This window comes from Pseudomonas koreensis, from assembly GCF_024169245.1.
Lineage (GTDB): Bacteria > Pseudomonadota > Gammaproteobacteria > Pseudomonadales > Pseudomonadaceae > Aquipseudomonas > Aquipseudomonas koreensis_F.
Map to the genome: position 1 here is coordinate 413,156 of NZ_JALJWP010000001.1, position 16,941 is coordinate 430,096.

The 16,941-nt window shown below is 59.8% G+C and carries 17 protein-coding genes; 6 read left to right on the plus strand and 11 right to left on the minus strand.

Features of this window, described 5'->3' with window-relative positions; all coding sequences use genetic code 11:
* Positions 1-62: 62 nt before the first annotated feature.
* From yjiA to J2Y90_RS01920, 3 genes are all read right to left on the minus strand, one after another.
* Positions 63-1,034 carry a GTPase gene (gene yjiA / locus J2Y90_RS01910; RefSeq protein ID WP_253496038.1) on the minus strand — a complete coding sequence of 324 codons (972 nt, stop codon included), beginning with the start codon at positions 1,032-1,034 and terminating at the stop codon, positions 63-65.
* A gap of 151 nt (positions 1,035-1,185) precedes the next feature.
* The gene (locus tag J2Y90_RS01915) at positions 1,186-1,383 is read right to left on the minus strand and encodes a YbdD/YjiX family protein (protein ID WP_003228401.1); all 198 of its coding nucleotides are present in this window, start codon (positions 1,381-1,383) and stop codon (positions 1,186-1,188) included.
* Positions 1,384-1,398: 15 nt separating this feature from the next.
* Positions 1,399-3,465, minus strand: coding sequence for a carbon starvation CstA family protein (locus tag J2Y90_RS01920; protein WP_253496040.1), 2,067 nt, complete (start codon positions 3,463-3,465; stop codon positions 1,399-1,401).
* A gap of 159 nt (positions 3,466-3,624) precedes the next feature.
* On the opposite strand from J2Y90_RS01920, the gene J2Y90_RS01925 reads away from it, so the two are divergent.
* Entirely contained in the window at positions 3,625-3,993 is a 369-nt protein-coding gene (locus J2Y90_RS01925; RefSeq protein ID WP_253496042.1) for a PilZ domain-containing protein, read from the plus strand.
* Between the two features lie 147 nt (positions 3,994-4,140).
* On the opposite strand, the gene radA is transcribed toward J2Y90_RS01925, so the two are convergent.
* From radA to katB, 3 genes are read right to left on the minus strand one after another with little or no spacing between them, the layout of a single operon-like run.
* Positions 4,141-5,508, minus strand: a complete 1,368-nt coding sequence (gene radA, locus J2Y90_RS01930; protein WP_003228407.1) for a DNA repair protein RadA — start codon at positions 5,506-5,508, stop codon at positions 4,141-4,143.
* Positions 5,509-5,555: 47 nt separating this feature from the next.
* Positions 5,556-6,101, minus strand: coding sequence for an ankyrin repeat domain-containing protein (locus J2Y90_RS01935; protein WP_253496044.1), 546 nt, complete (start codon positions 6,099-6,101; stop codon positions 5,556-5,558).
* A 60-nt stretch (positions 6,102-6,161) separates the two neighbouring features.
* A complete protein-coding gene (gene katB / locus J2Y90_RS01940; RefSeq protein WP_253496046.1) occupies positions 6,162-7,703 on the minus strand; it encodes a catalase KatB in 1,542 nt (513 codons plus the stop codon).
* 285 nt (positions 7,704-7,988) lie between these two features.
* On the opposite strand from katB, the gene mscL reads away from it, so the two are divergent.
* Positions 7,989-8,402, plus strand: coding sequence for a large-conductance mechanosensitive channel protein MscL (gene mscL / locus J2Y90_RS01945; RefSeq protein WP_024014404.1), 414 nt, complete (start codon positions 7,989-7,991; stop codon positions 8,400-8,402).
* Positions 8,403-8,447: 45 nt separating this feature from the next.
* Here mscL and J2Y90_RS01950 read toward each other — a convergent pair whose 3' ends face one another.
* The gene (locus tag J2Y90_RS01950; RefSeq protein ID WP_253496048.1) at positions 8,448-9,224 is read right to left on the minus strand and encodes a ferredoxin--NADP reductase; all 777 of its coding nucleotides are present in this window, start codon (positions 9,222-9,224) and stop codon (positions 8,448-8,450) included.
* Positions 9,225-9,536: 312 nt separating this feature from the next.
* Between J2Y90_RS01950 and J2Y90_RS01955 the strand changes: the two genes are divergently transcribed.
* Together J2Y90_RS01955 and J2Y90_RS01960 are read left to right on the plus strand one after the other, a co-directional pair.
* Entirely contained in the window at positions 9,537-10,247 is a 711-nt protein-coding gene (locus tag J2Y90_RS01955) for an autoinducer binding domain-containing protein (protein WP_253496050.1), read from the plus strand.
* A 175-nt stretch (positions 10,248-10,422) separates the two neighbouring features.
* Positions 10,423-11,547: a methyltransferase gene (locus J2Y90_RS01960; RefSeq protein WP_253496052.1), complete on the plus strand. Its 1,125-nt coding sequence runs from the start codon at positions 10,423-10,425 to the stop codon at positions 11,545-11,547.
* A 71-nt stretch (positions 11,548-11,618) separates the two neighbouring features.
* Here the strand turns inward: J2Y90_RS01960 and J2Y90_RS01965 are convergent, their stop codons facing one another.
* The 3 genes from J2Y90_RS01965 to J2Y90_RS01975 form a co-directional block, all read right to left on the minus strand.
* Entirely contained in the window at positions 11,619-11,786 is a 168-nt protein-coding gene (locus J2Y90_RS01965) for a DUF2474 domain-containing protein (RefSeq protein ID WP_016773090.1), read from the minus strand.
* Positions 11,787-11,870: 84 nt separating this feature from the next.
* A complete protein-coding gene (cydB, locus tag J2Y90_RS01970) occupies positions 11,871-12,878 on the minus strand; it encodes a cytochrome d ubiquinol oxidase subunit II (RefSeq protein ID WP_042610525.1) in 1,008 nt (335 codons plus the stop codon).
* Positions 12,879-12,881: 3 nt separating this feature from the next.
* Positions 12,882-14,327 (minus strand): cytochrome ubiquinol oxidase subunit I, encoded by a 1,446-nt coding sequence (locus J2Y90_RS01975; protein WP_253496054.1) that lies wholly within the window; start codon positions 14,325-14,327, stop codon positions 12,882-12,884.
* Positions 14,328-14,719: 392 nt separating this feature from the next.
* Between J2Y90_RS01975 and J2Y90_RS01980 the strand changes: the two genes are divergently transcribed.
* On the plus strand, positions 14,720-15,955 hold the full coding sequence (locus J2Y90_RS01980; protein WP_253496056.1) for an MFS transporter: 1,236 nt from the start codon (positions 14,720-14,722) through the stop codon (positions 15,953-15,955).
* Positions 15,956-16,080: 125 nt separating this feature from the next.
* A complete protein-coding gene (locus J2Y90_RS01985) occupies positions 16,081-16,362 on the plus strand; it encodes a HigA family addiction module antitoxin (protein WP_253496058.1) in 282 nt (93 codons plus the stop codon).
* Positions 16,363-16,366: 4 nt separating this feature from the next.
* Here the strand turns inward: J2Y90_RS01985 and J2Y90_RS01990 are convergent, their stop codons facing one another.
* On the minus strand, positions 16,367-16,918 hold the full coding sequence (locus J2Y90_RS01990; protein ID WP_253496060.1) for a DJ-1 family glyoxalase III: 552 nt from the start codon (positions 16,916-16,918) through the stop codon (positions 16,367-16,369).
* Positions 16,919-16,941: the final 23 nt, after the last annotated feature.

The following is a 16,941-nucleotide window of genomic DNA, read 5'->3' on the forward strand; positions in this document are numbered from 1 at the left end:
GCATTTCAAATTGTAGGAGTGAGCCTGCTCGCGATAGCTCCATTACAGGCTAAGAAGATCCATCAGCCCGCCGCCACCCTGGCAAACCCCGCCCGAATCTTCTCTTCCGGCAAATCATCGGCAATAAACACGATCACGCTTTCCCGCGCCTCGCCCTCGGCCCATTCGGTGTCCCAGTCGAAACCATAGAGTTTCAGCACCCCCTGAAACACCAGCCGCCGATCCTCGCCGGCAATGTTCAGCACACCTTTGTAGCGCAGCAATTGCTTGCCGTGTTCCTCCAGCAGTTCGTTCATGAACTCGCTGAGCTGATCGATATCCAGCGCCTGATCGGTGCGCAGCACCAGGCTGGAGATGCGATCGATCGACGGCGCCTTGCTCACCGGACGCAAGCTCAAACCACCACCGAGATCAGCATTGAGATTGAAGCCGCGCACATCCAGCAGTTCGGCCAGATCGATGTTGCCATGCTCGACTACCCGGATCGGCGCGCGCCGGTTGATCCGCGTCAGCCGCTCGCTCAGTGCAGTGAACGTGGCCTCATCGACCAGATCGGTCTTGCTCACCAGCAAGCGGTCGGCAAAACCGATCTGCGCCTGGGCGATGGTCTGGGTCAGGTGCACATCGGCGTGGGCGGCGTCGACCAGGGTGATGATGCCGTCGAGCAGATAACGCTCACGCAGCTCTTCGTCGATGAAAAAGGTCTGCGCCACCGGCGCCGGATCGGCCAGACCGGTGCACTCGATCACCAGACGGTCGAAAGCGATCTCGCCGCTGTCCAGGCGCTCGAGCAGCAAGTACAGCGCCTTGGTCAGGTCGGTGTGAATGGTGCAGCAGACGCAGCCGTTGGCCAGGGTCATGACTTGCACCGGTTCATCACCCAGCATTTGGGTGTCGATGCCGGCGTCGCTGAATTCGTTTTCGATCACGGCGATTTTCAGGCCGTGCTCGGCTTTCAATAAATGACGCAGCAAGGTGGTCTTGCCGGCGCCGAGGAAACCGCTGAGGACCGTTACAGGTATGGGAGAAGACAAAACCCGATCTCCTGAAAGAAACACAAAAACAAATGTGGGAGCGAGCCTGCTCGCGAAAGCGGTGTGCCAGTCAAATCACTCATCAACTGACTCTCCACTTCGCGAGCAAGCTCGCTCCCACAGGGGATTACCTCAACCGAAGGCTGTCAGCTCAACAGCACTTCGGCCCACCCTTGCCACCGTAACGGGCCTCCTGACGTTCGCGAAAGAACATCTCGTAGCTCATCACCGGTTTGTCCGGGTGTTTGGTTTGCATATGCTCGACGTAGGTGTCGTAGTCGGGCATGCCGACCATCAGGCGCGCGGCCTGACCGAGGTATTTACCGAGGCGACTCAGGTCATTGAACATGCTGCAATCCTCTGGTTACGCATCCGGCAGGGCCTGGAATGGCGATTCTTTATCCGTACGCTCTTTTTTGCCCCAGGCGGCGATGCCGACCTTGAGCGCATAGAACAGGATGCTGAAGACCACGAACAGGAACAGCGCGGTGAGAGTGGCGTTGGTGTAGGCGTTGAAGATCACGTGCTGCATCTGCTCGACGCTTTTCGCCGGAGCCAGCACCTGACCGTTGGCCAGCGCATCGCTGTACTTCTTGGCCAGGGACAGGAAACCGATCGCCGGGTTGGCGTCGAACAGCTTGATGAAGCCAGCGGTGGTGGTGCAGATCAACAGCCAGGTGGCCGGCAACAGGGTGACCCAGATGTAGCGCTGGCGCTTCATCTTGATCAGGACCACGGTGCCGAGCATCAGCGCGATACCGGCGAGCATCTGGTTGGAGATGCCGAACAGTGGCCACAGGGTGTTGATGCCGCCCAATGGATCGACCACGCCCTGATACAGCAACCAGCCCCACATCGCCACACAACCGGCGGTGGCGATCAGGTTGGCGCTCCACGATTCGGTGCGTTTCAGCGCCGGAACGAAAGAGCCGAGCAAGTCCTGCAGCATGAAACGCCCGGCACGGGTACCGGCGTCGACAGCGGTGAGGATGAACAGCGCTTCGAACAGGATCGCGAAGTGGTACCAGAACGCCATGGTGTTTTCACCCGGCAGGACACTGTGCAGGATCTGCGCGATACCGACCGCCAGGGTCGGCGCCCCCCCGGCGCGAGCCAGAATGGTGGTTTCGCCGATGTCATGGGCAACCGCTTGCAGCGCCTCCGGCGTGATCGCGAAGCCCCAACTGGTGACCATTTGTGCTACTGACGCGGCATCACTGCCGACCACGGCGGCCGGGCTGTTCATGGCGAAGTACACGCCCGGCTCGATCACCGAAGCGGCAACCATGGCCATGATCGCCACGAACGACTCCATCAGCATGCCGCCGTAACCGATATAGCGGGCGTTGGTTTCGTTATCCAGCAGCTTCGGCGTGGTGCCCGACGAGATCAGTGCGTGGAAGCCCGATACCGCACCGCAGGCGATGGTGATGAACAGGAACGGGAACAGACCGCCCTTCCACACCGGGCCGGTGCCGTCGACGAACTGGGTCAGTGCCGGCATTTTCAGCTCGGGCATGGTCACCAGAATACCGATCGCCAAGGCGACGATGGTACCGATCTTGAGGAAAGTCGACAGATAGTCACGCGGTGCCAGAATCAGCCACACTGGCAGCGACGCGGCGACAAAACCGTAACCGACCAGCATCCAGGTAATCTGCACACCGGTGAAGGTAAAGGCCTTGGCCCATACCGGATCGGCAGCAATCTGCCCGCCCAGCCAGATCGAACCGAGCAGCAGCAACACGCCGACCACGGAGATTTCGCCGATGCGGCCCGGGCGGATGTAGCGCATGTAGATGCCCATGAACATCGCGATCGGGATGGTCGCCATTACGGTGAAGATACCCCACGGGCTCTCGGCCAGGGCCTTGACGACGATCAGCGCCAGCACCGCGAGGATGATGATCATGATCAGGAAGCAGCCGAACAGTGCGATGGTCCCGGGAATCCGGCCCATCTCTTCACGCACCATGTCGCCCAGGGAACGGCCGTTGCGGCGGGTCGACATGAACAGGACCATGAAGTCCTGCACCGCGCCCGCCAGCACCACGCCGGCAATCAGCCAGAGCGTGCCGGGCAGATACCCCATCTGCGCCGCCAGCACCGGACCGACCAGCGGCCCCGCGCCAGCGATGGCCGCGAAGTGGTGACCGAAAAGAATGTGTTTGTTGGTCGGCACATAGTCCAGACCATCGTTGTTGAGCACGGCGGGGGTGGCCCGACGCGGATCCAGTTGCATCACGTTGTTGGCGATGAACAGACTGTAGTAACGGTACGCAACCAGATAAATGGCCACGGCAGCGACCACAATCCACAAGGCGTTGATCGCCTCGCCGCGGCGCAATGCCACTACGCCCAGGGCGCACGCTCCTACGATTGCCAGCACGAGCCAGGGTAAGTGGCGCAGCAGGCTATTATTATTTTTCATTTTTTTATTCCAGCCAGGGTGGACAAGAAAGACAGCCACCCCGAGTTTAGCGCTTACGGCGCCAAAGGCCATACCCCGACATAGGTCTAGACGCTTGAGCGATTGGCTGGCGCCCGCATTCGCGGTCTATAGTCAGCGAACCTTCATGAGGATTGCGCCATGAACGAGCACCCCGCCAATCGACGTCGCTTCAAACGTATTGCGTTCGATGCCCGAACCGAGCTGAAACAGGGCGAGTACATCTGGCCGGTCAGGCTGATCGACCTGTCGCTCAAGGGCCTGCTGATCGAGCGACCGGAGCCGTGGCTTGGGGATAAAGAGCAGGACTTCCTCGTCGACATTCATCTGAGCGAAGACGTCGATATCGAGATGGACGTGCATCTGGCCCACGAGGAAAACGGCCATTTGGGGTTCATCTGCCGGCACATCAGCCTGGAATCGATTCAACGCTTGCGGCGGCTGATCGAGCTGAACCTGGCGGATGAGGCCGAGCTGGAGCGCGAGTTGGGGGCGTTGATCGAGATCTGACTTGGCCCTCCCTGTAGGAGCCGCCGAAGGCTGCGATCTTTTGATGATCGTTCCCACGCTCTGCGTGGGAATGCCGCCGGGGACGCTCTGCGTCCCACATGCTCAAAAGATCGCAGCCTTCGGCAGCTCCTACACAGGGGATTGTGGTTATTCGAAGAGTGCGTCGAGGGCTTGTTCGAGGCGAGTGACCGCGATGATCTGCAACCCTGCCGGCGCTTCCTTCGGTGCGTTGCCCTTGGGCACGATCGCGCGTTTGAAGCCGTGCTTGGCCGCTTCTTTCAGCCGCTCCTGCCCGCTCGGCACCGGGCGCACTTCGCCGGACAGGCCGACTTCGCCGAATACCAGCAGATCATGGGGCAGCGGCCGATTGCGCAAACTCGACATCACCGCCGCCATCAGCGCCAGATCCGACGCCGTCTCCAGCACCTTCACGCCACCGACCACGTTGAGGAACACGTCCTGATCGTGAGTCGGAATGCCGCCATGACGGTGCAGCACCGCGAGCAGCATTGCCAGACGGTTCTGATCCAGCCCCAGCGTCACCCGACGCGGGTTGGCCAGATGGCTGTCATCGACCAGCGCCTGCACTTCCACCAGCATCGGCCGGGTGCCTTCCCACGTCGCCATGACCACACTGCCCGGGACTTCTTCCTGGGCGCGGGTGAGAAAAATCGCCGAAGGATTGGAGACTTCTTTCAGGCCCTTGTCGGTCATGCCGAACACGCCCAACTCGTTGACCGCGCCGAAACGGTTTTTCACTGCACGCAGCAAACGCAGGCGACCGTCGGATTCGCCTTCGAAATACAGCACGGTGTCGACCATGTGTTCCAGCACACGAGGACCGGCCAGAGCGCCCTCTTTGGTGACGTGGCCGACAAGGAAAATCGCCGTGCCGCTCTGCTTGGCGTAACGCACCAGCAGCGCCGCGCTCTCGCGCACTTGGGATACGCCGCCCGGCGCCGATTGCAGTTGCTCGGTGAAAATGGTCTGGATCGAGTCGATCACCATCACCTTGGGCTTTTCCTGGCGGGCGGTGGCGATGATGGTTTCGATGCAGGTTTCGGTCATCACCCGCAGTTGATCCTGCGGCAGACCGAGACGGCGTGCGCGCATCGCCACCTGCTGCTGGGATTCCTCACCGGTGACGTACAGCGCCGGCATGCTCTTGGCCAGGTTGCACAGGGTTTGCAAAAGGATGGTCGATTTGCCGATCCCCGGATCACCGCCGATCAGCACCACCGAACCGTCCACCAGCCCGCCGCCGAGGACGCGATCGAGCTCACCGGACGCGGTGGAAAACCGTGGAATCTCTTCGATGCTGACTTCAGCCAGGGTCTTGATCTGCGCCTGTTGCCCGGCCCAGCCGGTGCGCCCGGTAGGTGCCGTGGCGCCGCCGCTTTCGATCATGGTTTCGGTCAGGGTGTTCCAGGCGCCGCATTCGCCGCACTGCCCGGCCCATTTGGGAAAGGTTGCGCCGCACTCGGTGCAGCCGTACATGCGCTTGGCCTTGGCCATCAGAACCCCCGAAGCAAAAGACGCGATGATAACGCAGCCACCGCCGATCAGCGCGGCGCAGCGGTACGGATTTCACCGCTGGCCAGACGCGCGGCACTATTACCCAGCGGATCCTCGGCATCAAGATCGGCGCCCTTGGCTTGCAGTGCATCAAGCAATTCCAAACGCTTGAACAGTCCGGCATACATCGCCGCAGTCTGCCCGGCGCCGTTACGCTGGTCTGGGCTGCAATCGGTGGCCATCAGGCGCCGGGCGATCTGCAACTCGCCTTTGAAAATCGCGCCCATCAGCGCCGTGTTGCCGCGTTGATCCTGAGCACAGGCGTCGGCGCCAGCGGCGAGCAGGCGCTCAACCGCCGGTGCCTGACCGTGGTAGGCCGCCAGAATCAGCGCGGTGTAACCCTTGCTGTCGCGGGTATCGAGGGAATAGCCGGACTCGATAAAGGTCTCGAGCATCGGCACATCCCCCCGGCGGGCGGCGTCGAAGTAGTAATCCTGCAACTGCGCCTTGACCGCCTCGGGACTTTGCTCGACCGGTGCCGCCCATGCAGTGAAAGACAGCGACGCAGTCAACCAAAAAAGAAAAATACGCATCAGGCTCTCTCCTTCAACGCACGCGAGGCGAGACTGGCCCTCGCGTGCGCCGCATCGCTATCAGTCGGTCAATTTCGCCGCCAATGCTTTCACGCGGCTGAGGTCGCCCTTGGCCACTTCAGTCACACCGCTGCCGTACTCAGGGTCGGCCTTGTACAGGAAGGACAGGATGATGTGCTTGCTCTCGTCATCGGTGGTGGCCAGCGAGCCGCCAAAGCTGTCGATCAGGTCGCGACGTTCCTGCTTGCTGTACGAGCGATACAGATCACCGGCCTGCTTGAAGTTCTGTTCACGCTGGATCTTTGCCTGCTGCGTGCTGCCGGACAGCGCCGACTGGCTGTAACGCGCCGCTGGCGTCTCTTCACGCGGTTGCAGGCGGCTCGGCTGGTAGTTGACCCCGGACTGGCTGGCACCGAAGTTCATCGCACCATCCTGATTGCCATTGTTCACCGCGGTTTTCGGCGCGTTGATCGGCAATTGCAAAGCGTTGGCGCCGAGGCGATACATTTGCGTATCGGCATAAGAGAACACCCGTCCCTGCAACAAACGATCTTCCGAAGGTTCGATACCCGGAACTACGTTGGCCGGCGCCATCGCAACTTGTTCGGTTTCCTGAAATACATTGGCCGGATTACGGTTCAAGACCATTTGTCCAACTTTGCGCTCGGGAATACCCGGCCAGATCTTGGTTGCATCCAATGGATCGAAATCAAACTTGGACAAATCCTGTGGCTTGAGAACTTGCACGTACAAGTCCCATTTCGGGAAGTTGCCTTTGTTGATATTGCTGACCAAATCATTGGTCATATGGCTGTAATCCTGACCCTGAACTTTTGCAACCTGCTTTGGCCGCAGGTTATTAATGCCCTGCAAGCTCTTCCAATGAAACTTCACATAATGAACTTCATTCTTTGCGTTGATCAGCTTATAGGCATGAACGCCATTGCCGTCCATTTCCCGGTAACTGGCCGGAGTGCCATAGTTGGAATACAACTCGGTCAGCGTGCGGGTCGCTTCCGGTACATGAGAGAAGAAATCGAACCGGCGCGAATCGTCATCGAGGTTGGTGCGCGGATCGGGTTTGAAGGCATGGACCATGTCCGGGAACTTGATCGCATCGCGGATGAAAAAGGTCGGGAAGTTGTTGCCGACCAGATCCCAGTTGCCGTCAGCGGTGTAGAACTTGGTGGCGAAACCGCGCGGGTCGCGCAGGGTTTCCGGGGAATGGTTGCCGTGCACCACCGCCGAGAAACGCACGAATACCGGGGTACTCTGGCCAGCGGCGAACACCTTGGCCTTGCTCAGGTCGCTGAGGTCATTGGTCACGGTGAAGGTGCCATGGGCGCCAGTGCCGCGCGCATGCACCACGCGCTCCGGAATGCGTTCACGATCAAAACGCTGCAGCTTCTGGATCAGTTGCACATCCTGCAGCAGCACCGGGCCGTTGGCACCGGCGGTTTGCGAGTTCTGATTGTCACCGACAGCAGCGCCGTTATCGCGGGTCAGCGGAGCAGCGTTGACCGAAAAGGTCAGCAGGCTGGCAGTCAATACACCGAAGGTGCGGCGGTAGGGAAAAGCCCCCAGTCCAAGCGTGGAAGTCATATCAGGTTCCTCTGGTTTTATTGGGCGCATCCAGGTGCGCCACCCCAAGGCTAGAGGCCTGTGCCGCGGAACATAAATAGAAAGAACGTAACACCATGATTGAAGAAATTGGCTGTGCAATCAGCGCTTTAGCGCGTATTTCGCGCGCGATTGCTGGCATTTTGCAAACTAATCGTCGATTGATGTGTCGATAAAAACGGGCATTGTAAGAAGGTGTTACGCGCAGGAGGCGTTTCGCTGATTTACACTGCCACCACCAAACTCATCTGTAACAAGGAAATAACTATGGGCGTGCTTAGCGAGTTCAAGGCCTTCGCGGTCAAAGGCAATGTGGTCGATATGGCCGTCGGTATCATCATTGGCGCGGCGTTCGGCAAGATTGTTTCGTCGTTTGTCGGCGACGTGATCATGCCGCCGATTGGCCTGTTGATCGGTGGGGTGGACTTCAGTGATCTGGCTGTCACGCTCAAAGCAGCCCAGGGCGATGCGCCCGCAGTGGTGCTGGCTTACGGCAAATTCCTGCAGACGGTGCTGGATTTCGTGATTGTCGCTTTCGCGATTTTCATGGGTGTCAAAGCCATCAACCGCCTCAAGCGCGAAGAAGCGGTAGCACCGACCGCGCCGCCGATCCCGAGCAAGGAAGAGCAACTGCTGGGCGAAATTCGCGACCTGCTCAAGGCGCAGAACGAACGGCCCTGAGGCATTCGGTACTCATCAAAACGGCACCCGCGGGTGCCGTTTTCGTTACCAGTAATTCTCCACCGCAACCTGCCCCGGCTTGCGCGTCAGGCTCAGGCGCATGTCGCGCTGTTTCAGCAAGGCGCGGGTGTCGTCGATCATCTGCGGATTGCCGCACAGCATCACTCGCGAATGCTCTGGCGAGAGCTCAACGCCCGCCGCGCGTTCCAGTTCGCCGTTTTCAATCAGCGTAGTAATCCGGCCCTGCAGCGCGCCTGGATGCGCTTCGCGAGTCACGGTAGGGATGAACTGCAACTTGTGGACGTATTCGCTCAGATAGTCACGTTGCGCCAACCCGCCGATCAACTCCTGATAAGCCAGCTCCCGCGCCTCCCGCACGCTGTAAACCAGAATGATGCGCTCGAATTTCTCCCAGACCTCGAAGTCCTGCAGGATCGACAGAAACGGCGCCACCCCGGTGCCGGTGGACAATAACCACAGGTCTCGGCCATCGACAAAGCGATCCAGCGTCAGATAGCCGAATGCCTGGCGCTCCACCATCAAGCTGTCGCCAACCTGAAGCCGGCTCAGCTCACTGGTGAATTCGCCGCCCGGCACGACGATGGAAAAGAACTCGAGAAACTCGTCGAACGGCGACGACACCATCGAATAGGCCCGCCAGACCGTGCTGCCATCGGCCTTGGTGACGCCCAGTCGGGCGAACTGGCCGGCACGGAAGCGAAAGCCGGGGTCACGGGTGGTGCGCAGCGTGAACAGGTTCGGGGTCAACGGTTGGACATCGAGTAATGTCTGGGTGGTGTACTTCTCGGCGCTGACAGTCATGAGGCACTCCTTGAAACGATTAACCACAGTGTCCCGCAAAATCGTGCTGCCGGACACTTGTCATTGTTAACGGGACGAGCAGCTTCAGCGCAGCGCATCAGTATTCGCCGCCAAAATCAGATTTGGAGTAATAACTTTAAGATGCCGGTTTGAATATAACGTTTTGTATTGCTAAGAACGCTTTATAAAAAACACCCAAGTATCAATCTCGAAATAATGTAAGGCGATTCGTAGGAAAGATCCTACACTTCGCTTCGTGCCGGATCTTTTGGATCCATTTGGCGCCCAGATAAAGCAATGGAGCGATGGTTCATGGAAACGTGGAAGGAATCACAACTGAAACAACTGACGTTTGCCAAGGAAATAGAGACGGCGTATCCCATATTGCTGAGATTCGCCGAAAACCTGGGCTTTAATTACTGCGCGATCGCCGTAACCTCGCCACATCGCGAGGTGCACCTCAATGCATTGCAAATCAATAATTACCCCAAAGATTGGAACGTACAGTACGACGAGGAAAATTACCGAAACGTTGACCCGATAATAGCGCATTGCAATCACTCAATATTGCCAATTGTCTGGGAGGAAAGAGTCTTCGCCCAGGCACCTGAGCTTTGGCGAGCGTTGCAAAAAAACGGACTGCAGCATGGCTGGTCGCAAGCGTTTCATGATGAGGCCAGCGGCTTGTGCAGCATCATCAGTCTCGCCCGCTCTCACTGTTCGATCAGCCCGCTGGAGCTGTATGAGCATTACGGTTATATCTTTTTCGCCAACCGACGCGTCAGCGAATTGTACGCCCGCAGCGTGCCCATACCGACCAAACCCAGCAGGCCCAGGCTTTCGTCCCGGGAACTGGAGATTCTGCAACTGTCCGCCATGGGCAAGACCGCGCATGATATTTCGAGAATTCTCAGCCTCAGCGAACGTACCGTTAACTACCATGTGCAAAACCTGATCGAGAAGTTCAAAGTCTGCAACAAGATCTCCGCCGTGATCGCGGCGGCTCGCGCGGGAATCATCTGAATCGTCAACTGACTCCCGACGCAATCCTGCGAGTATTCGCCCGCAAAAAAACGTACCATTGAGGCCTTCTCCGAGTGATGACGCACACCGCTTGCATCGCAGTCCACTCGGTCGGGTTCCGTGGCGTGAGAAGCCGGCAACGGAACACCAGCCGAATATTCCGAGTCCCCGCCCCATGCCTTTGCTTGAAACACCTTTCGCCCAACTCGACCTGATCCGCCAGCCCGAACAGCAGAATGAACCGCTGCAAGCCTTCGATGCGGCAGACGAATACCTGCTCAATCATCTCGCCAGCGAACAACCGGCAAGCAGCACCCGCGTGCTGGTACTCAATGACAGCTTTGGTGCCTTGGCGATCAGTTTGCTGGGCAATGTCGAGGTCAGCAGCAGCGGCGACTCGTTCCTGGGTTTCGCCGGGCTGGAAAAAAATCTGCTGCGCAATGGTCAGGCGTTCGATGCGATCCGGCCGCTACCGGCCAGCGAACCTTTAGTGGGGCCGTTTGACCGGGTGCTGATCCGCGTTCCCAAAACCCTGGCGCTGCTGGAAGAACAACTGATCCGCCTGCAAGGACAACTCGCCCCCGGCGCGCAAGTGATCGCGGCCGCGATGGTGAAGCATCTGCCCCGTGCCGCCGGCGATCTGCTCGAGCGCTACATTGGCCCGGTGCAGGCGTCGCTGGCCGTGAAGAAAGCGCGACTGCTGATCGCCACGCCTGAAAGCAAACTGCCCGCGACATCGCCCTACCCGACTCGCTATCGCCTCGACGAACCGGCGATCGAACTGCTCAACCACGCCAACGTGTTCTGCCGCGACGGCCTGGACATCGGCACGCGCGCGTTTCTGCCGCATCTGCCGAAAAACCTTGGCAACGCACGAGTCGCCGACCTGGGTTGTGGTAACGGTGTACTGGCCATTGCCAGCGCCCTGCAGAACCCGGATGCGCATTACACGCTGGTCGATGAATCGTTCATGGCGGTGCAATCGGCTGCCGAGAACTGGCGCGAGGCGTTGGGCGATCGCGAAGTCATCGTGCGCGCTGGCGATGGTCTGGCCGGGCAGGCGCCGCAGTCGCTGGACGTGGTGCTGTGCAACCCACCGTTCCATCAGCAGCAGGTGGTCGGCGACTTCCTCGCCTGGCGCATGTTCCAGCAAGCCCGCGAGGCACTGGTGGTCGGCGGTGCGCTGTACATTGTCGGCAATCGGCACCTGGGCTATCACAGCAAACTGGCGCGCTTGTTCCGCGGTGTCGAGCAAGTGGCGGCAACGCCGAAGTTCGTCATTCTCAAGGCGCGCAAATAAATCCCGGGCATAAAAAACCCTCCGTGAGGAGGGTTGCAAACCCGTACCCGAAGGCGCCGGGACAGGATGTTTCAGTGGGTGGTCAAGCCTGCGGCATTCATGAACATGCGCATCAGGCTGGCGGCGATGAACAACACGCCGACACTGCCGACCCAGATCAAGGCCAACCAGCCGAGCCGCTGCCACAGCGGTTTTTTTTCGGCTTCTTCAATGTCGTGCAGGGAATGCTTGCCGGTCATAGAATCGATCTCCGTTAAGCCAAGGCGCCACCGATGGCGCCTTCGCGAGCAGGCTCGCTCCCACAGGGCAAGCCCGGCATTGGATTAGTGATAGCCGTCTTCATGGGTGACTTTGCCGCGGAACACGTAGTAGCTCCAGAAGGTATAACCCAGGATGAACGGGATGATGAACAGCGTGCCCACCAGCATGAAGCCCTGACTTTGCGGCGGCGCGGCGGCGTCCCAGATCGAGATCGATGGCGGTACGATGTTCGGCCAGAGGCTGATGCCCAGGCCGCTGTAGCCGAGGAAAATCAGCACCAGGGTCAGCAGGAACGGCGTGTAGTTGGCATTACGTGCCACTGCGCGGATCAGGCCATACAGGGTAACCAGCACCAGAATCGGCACCGGCATGAACCACAACAGATTCGGCATGCTGAACCAGCGCGAGGCAATTTCCGGGTGGGACAACGGCGTCCAGATACTGACAATGCCGATCACCGCCAACAGCACAAACGCCAGCGGCCGCGCCAGATCATGCATCTGTTCCTGCAACTTGCCTTCGGTCTTCATGATCAGCCAGGTGCAACCGAGCAAGGCATAGGCCACCACCAGCGCTGCGCCGCAGAACAGTGTGAACGGCGTGAGCCAGTCCAGTGATCCACCGGCGAACTGGCGATTGACCACCGGCAAGCCGTCGATGAACGCACCTAGCGCCACACCCTGAAAGAACGTCGCCGCGATCGAACCACCGATGAACGCCTTGTCCCACAGGTGACGTTTTTCATCCTTGGCCTTGAAGCGGAACTCGAAGGCCACGCCACGGAAAATCAGCCCCATCAGCATGAAGATCAGCGGCAGGTACAGCGCCGACAACACAACCGAATAGGCCAGCGGGAAGGCGCCAAACAACGCCGCGCCCCCCAGCACCAGCCAGGTTTCGTTGCCGTCCCAGACTGGCGCAACCGTGTTCATCATCACGTCGCGGTCGGTCTTGCCGGGCACGAACGGGAAAAGAATGCCGATGCCCAGATCGAAACCGTCCATGACCACGTACATCATGATGCCGAAGATGATGATCACGGCCCAGATCAGCGGAAGATCAATACCCATGAGTCAAATCTCCTTGGTCAAGCGAGTGTTGTCTTCGTGCTCGCCCTCGGCCGGATCGTCGGCTGCGGACAGCGGACGCGCCGGGGTGCGTTTCTTGCCTGGACCACCGTCGGGCGTTTCGCTGCCTTCGCTGATCTTCGGCCCCTTGCGCACCAGACGCATCATGTAGCCGAGACCTGCGCCGAACAGCGCGAAATAGATCACGACGAACATGATCAGGGTGATGCTCATCTGCATGAAGCTGTGGTTGGAAGAAGCATCTGCGGTGCGCATCAAGCCGTACACGACCCATGGCTGACGGCCGATTTCCGTGGTGAACCAGCCGGCAAGAATCGCGATCAGGCCGGACGGCCCCATCCACAACGCCAGATGCAGGAACGGCCGCGAGGTATACAGCGAGTCACGCTTGCGCAGCCACAGACTCCACAACCCGGTGAAGATCATCAGGAAACCGAGGCCGACCATGATGCGGAACGACCAGAACACGATGGTCGAATTCGGCCGGTCTTCCGGCGGGAATTCCTTCAGTGCCGGCACTTGCTTGTCCAGCGAGTGCGTGAGAATCAGGCTGCCGAGGTAGGGAATCTCCACGGCGAACCTGGTGCGTTCTTCTTTCATGTCCGGCCAGCCGAACAGGATCAGCGGCGTCGCTTCGTCGCCGTGGTTTTCCCAGTGGCCTTCGATCGCAGCGATTTTTGCCGGCTGATGCTTGAGCGTGTTGAGCCCGTGGAAGTCGCCGATCACTGCCTGGATCGGCGCGACGATCAGCGCCATCCACATCGCCATCGACAACATGGTGCGGATCGCCGGGTTGTCCCTGCCGCGCAGCAAATGCCAGGCTGCCGAAGAGCCGACGAAGAATGCCGTCGCGACGAACGCGGCGGTGGCCATGTGCATCAGGCGATAAGGGAATGACGGGTTGAAGACAATCGCCAGCCAATCGGTCGGAATCACCTGACCGTTGACGATTTCAAAGCCCTGCGGCGTCTGCATCCAGCTGTTGGAAGCGAGAATCCAGAAGGTCGAAATCAGCGTGCCGATCGCCACCATCACCGTCGAAAAGAAGTGCAGGCCGCGCCCGACCTTGTTCCAGCCGAACAGCATCACGCCAAGAAAACCGGCCTCGAGAAAAAACGCTGTAAGCACTTCATAGGTCAGCAACGGCCCGGTGACGGCACCGGCGAAATCAGAGAATCGACTCCAGTTGGTGCCGAACTGATAGGCCATGACCAGACCGGAAACCACGCCCATGCCGAAGTTGACGGCAAAGATCTTCGACCAGAAATGGTAGAGGTCACGGTAGGTATCGTTGCGGGTTTTCAGCCACAAGCCTTCGAGCACCGCCAGGTAACTCGCCAGGCCGATGGTGATGGCCGGGAACAGAATGTGGAACGAGATGGTGAACGCGAACTGAATTCGGGCGAGATCGAGAGCCTCTAAACCGAACATATGGCTTCCTCTGTCAGGTAGTACGGGTAGCGGACCCGGAGGCCTGCACCACTGCCCCCACGGATATGGAGTGCGGCGAATTCGGATTCGTTCTTTTTTTACAACCATCGCAACGCAGGGAGTCTGGCCAACTGGCCGTCAGATCAGTTCCGGTCGGGGTCTTGATCTGGATCAAGCAACGTTGAAAGAGTAGTCCCATTTTTACCAACGAACCGCGTGGTCGTTTGCCGCGTGACAAGTTGTCTCATTGGCGCAGCAAGGTTCTGGCCTGAATAAGTTGTGGGTTAACCCGAAAAGATTGATGCACATCTGACTGAATTTTTTCTCGTAGCAACTTCCTGTTACAGACTGGTGATAATCTCGCCGTTCACTCGTCCAAGACCTGCCTTCAGATGCCCGTTCAAGAGCCCCTGCTGTTACGTCACCATCGTCCGTTCATGGCCTTCTGGCTGGCGCGGATTTTCACCGCCAGCGGTTTCCAGATGCTCACCGTGGCGATTGGCTGGAATCTGTATCAACTGACCGGCAACGTGCTGGATCTGGGCCTGGTCGGTCTGGTCGAATTTGCCCCGCGCGTGCTGTTCATGCTGCACACCGGGCATGTCGCCGACCGCTATGACCGGCGCAAGGTCGCCGCGCTTTGTCAGTCGTTGCAGGCACTGATTGCCTTGGCGCTGGCCATCGGCAGTGCCACCGACAATGTCACTCGCGAGATGATTTTCATCCTCGCCTTTCTTCTGGGCGCTGCGCGGTCGTTCGAAATGCCGACGACCCAGGCGCTATTGCCAAGCATCGTCCCCAGCGCCCTGTTCCCCCGCGCCGTCGCTGCCGCGCAATCGGCGCAGCAGTCTGCGACCATCGTCGCCCCGGCTCTCGGCGGCTTGCTCTATGCATTTGGCAGCGTCTGGGTCTACGGTCCAACCGTACTTCTGTATGTGATCGCCTGCACGCTGATGCTCAATCTGCCGGCACGCCAGACGCCGCTGAACAAAGGCAAAGCCACGCTGGATTCGTTGCTGGCGGGAATCCGTTTCATCCGCAGCCGCCCGGACATCCTCGGCGCGATCTCGCTGGACCTTTTTGCCGTGCTGCTCGGCGGCGCCACGGCGTTGCTGCCGGTGTTCGCCAAGGACATTCTGCTGACTGGCCCGTGGGGCCTTGGCCTGCTGCGCTCGGCGCCGGCAGTGGGCGCGTTGCTGATGTCATTGTTCCTGGCGCGATTTGCCGTGGAGCGCAATGTCGGTCGGGTGATGTTCACCGCCGTCGGCATCTTCGGCGTCGCCACCATCGCCTTCGGCCTGTCGACCTCGTTCTGGTTCTCGCTGGCAGTGCTGGTGGTGCTCGGTGCAGCGGACATGATCAGCATGGTCATCCGCGCCTCGTTCGTACAACTGGAAACCCCGGACGAAATGCGCGGCCGGGTCAGCGCGGTCAACGGCCTGTTCATTGGTGCCTCGAACCAGTTGGGCGAATTCGAATCCGGCCTCACGGCCCACTGGTTCGGCACCGTGCCGGCGGTGGTCATGGGCGGAATCGGCACGCTGGTGGTGACCGGGACGTGGATCAAGCTGTTCCCGACATTGGCGAACCGGGACCGGATGCATGTGCCGGTGGAGGAGAAGGTCTGAGTTTTCTGGAAAAACTCACCTGCCAAGCACATATCAAGCGACAACGTGCGGTACATAGTTACCGCACTGGGTGTAATGTATCGCCTTACACTCGCCGCCATGATCATGTCTTCAGGTCCACGCCCATGCACAACCCGCCACACCCCGGTGAAACCCTGCTGCTGGATGTCTTGCCCGAGCTTGGCATCAGCGTGAGCGAATTAGCCCGGCACCTTGGCTTTGCACGCCCGCACCTTTCGCGCGTACTGCACGGACACGCGCCAATCAGCCCGGATCTGGCAGTACGACTTGAGCGTGCAGGGATAGGCAAGGCGCGCGTGTGGCTAGGTGTTCAAACCGACTACGACCTTTGGCAAGCGGAGCACCGTGAGCAACCAATGATAGAACCCCTCGCAGCCCGCGGCTGACCCTTCAGGCCATCAACTCCCCCGCCACCTTCAACCGCAGCGCCTTGCCGCCAAGTTGCTCGACCAGGGTCAAGGCAAATTCCAGCGCCGGTCCCGAGCCTTGGGCGGTGATGCAGTTGCCGTCGACCACCACTGGTTGATCAACAAACGTACAGCCCGACAACTGATGGCTGGCGCCGGGCAGGCAGGTCATCCGTCGCTGGCGCAGCACGCCTGACGCTTGCAGCGCGACGGCCGGGGCTTCGCCGATGGCGGCGAACAGTCGGCCGGCGCTGGCTTGGTCCTTGAGCAATTGCTGTAATGGCTGATGCGCCGCCAGATGCTGGGAACCGACGGCGCCGCCCGGCAGGACAATCAGGTCGAAGCGCTGCGCGAGTACATCGACCAGCATGCCATCGGCAGTCAACCGGGTGCCGCGCGCGCAGGTCAGCATGCGCCGGCCTTCGATACTGGCGGCGACCACTTCGATGCCGGCGCGGCGCAGCACGTCGATCAGGGTCACGGTTTGCAAATCGTCGATGCCCTCGGCGAGGGCAATCAGGGCTCTGGAAGTCATGGGCGCTTTCCGCTGGGTAGTCT

What these genes read in the sequence shown, in the direction of transcription:
- J2Y90_RS01925 (WP_253496042.1), top strand. Translation starts at nt 3,625, where the DNA reads ATGAACGAGCACCCCGCCAATCGACGTCGCTTCAAACGTATTGCGTTC.
- mscL (WP_024014404.1), top strand. Translation starts at nt 7,989, where the DNA reads ATGGGCGTGCTTAGCGAGTTCAAGGCCTTCGCGGTCAAAGGCAATGTG.
- J2Y90_RS01935 (WP_253496044.1), bottom strand. Translation starts at nt 6,101, where the DNA reads ATGCGTATTTTTCTTTTTTGGTTGACTGCGTCGCTGTCTTTCACTGCA.
- J2Y90_RS01980 (WP_253496056.1), top strand. Translation starts at nt 14,720, where the DNA reads ATGCCCGTTCAAGAGCCCCTGCTGTTACGTCACCATCGTCCGTTCATG.
- J2Y90_RS01990 (WP_253496060.1), bottom strand. Translation starts at nt 16,918, where the DNA reads ATGACTTCCAGAGCCCTGATTGCCCTCGCCGAGGGCATCGACGATTTG.
- J2Y90_RS01985 (WP_253496058.1), top strand. Translation starts at nt 16,081, where the DNA reads ATGCACAACCCGCCACACCCCGGTGAAACCCTGCTGCTGGATGTCTTG.
- radA (WP_003228407.1), bottom strand. Translation starts at nt 5,508, where the DNA reads ATGGCCAAGGCCAAGCGCATGTACGGCTGCACCGAGTGCGGCGCAACC.
- J2Y90_RS01920 (WP_253496040.1), bottom strand. Translation starts at nt 3,465, where the DNA reads ATGAAAAATAATAATAGCCTGCTGCGCCACTTACCCTGGCTCGTGCTG.
- J2Y90_RS01950 (WP_253496048.1), bottom strand. Translation starts at nt 9,224, where the DNA reads ATGACTGTCAGCGCCGAGAAGTACACCACCCAGACATTACTCGATGTC.
- J2Y90_RS01975 (WP_253496054.1), bottom strand. Translation starts at nt 14,327, where the DNA reads ATGTTCGGTTTAGAGGCTCTCGATCTCGCCCGAATTCAGTTCGCGTTC.
- cydB (WP_042610525.1), bottom strand. Translation starts at nt 12,878, where the DNA reads ATGGGTATTGATCTTCCGCTGATCTGGGCCGTGATCATCATCTTCGGC.
- J2Y90_RS01915 (WP_003228401.1), bottom strand. Translation starts at nt 1,383, where the DNA reads ATGTTCAATGACCTGAGTCGCCTCGGTAAATACCTCGGTCAGGCCGCG.
- katB (WP_253496046.1), bottom strand. Translation starts at nt 7,703, where the DNA reads ATGACTTCCACGCTTGGACTGGGGGCTTTTCCCTACCGCCGCACCTTC.
- J2Y90_RS01955 (WP_253496050.1), top strand. Translation starts at nt 9,537, where the DNA reads ATGGAAACGTGGAAGGAATCACAACTGAAACAACTGACGTTTGCCAAG.
- J2Y90_RS01960 (WP_253496052.1), top strand. Translation starts at nt 10,423, where the DNA reads ATGCCTTTGCTTGAAACACCTTTCGCCCAACTCGACCTGATCCGCCAG.
- J2Y90_RS01965 (WP_016773090.1), bottom strand. Translation starts at nt 11,786, where the DNA reads ATGACCGGCAAGCATTCCCTGCACGACATTGAAGAAGCCGAAAAAAAA.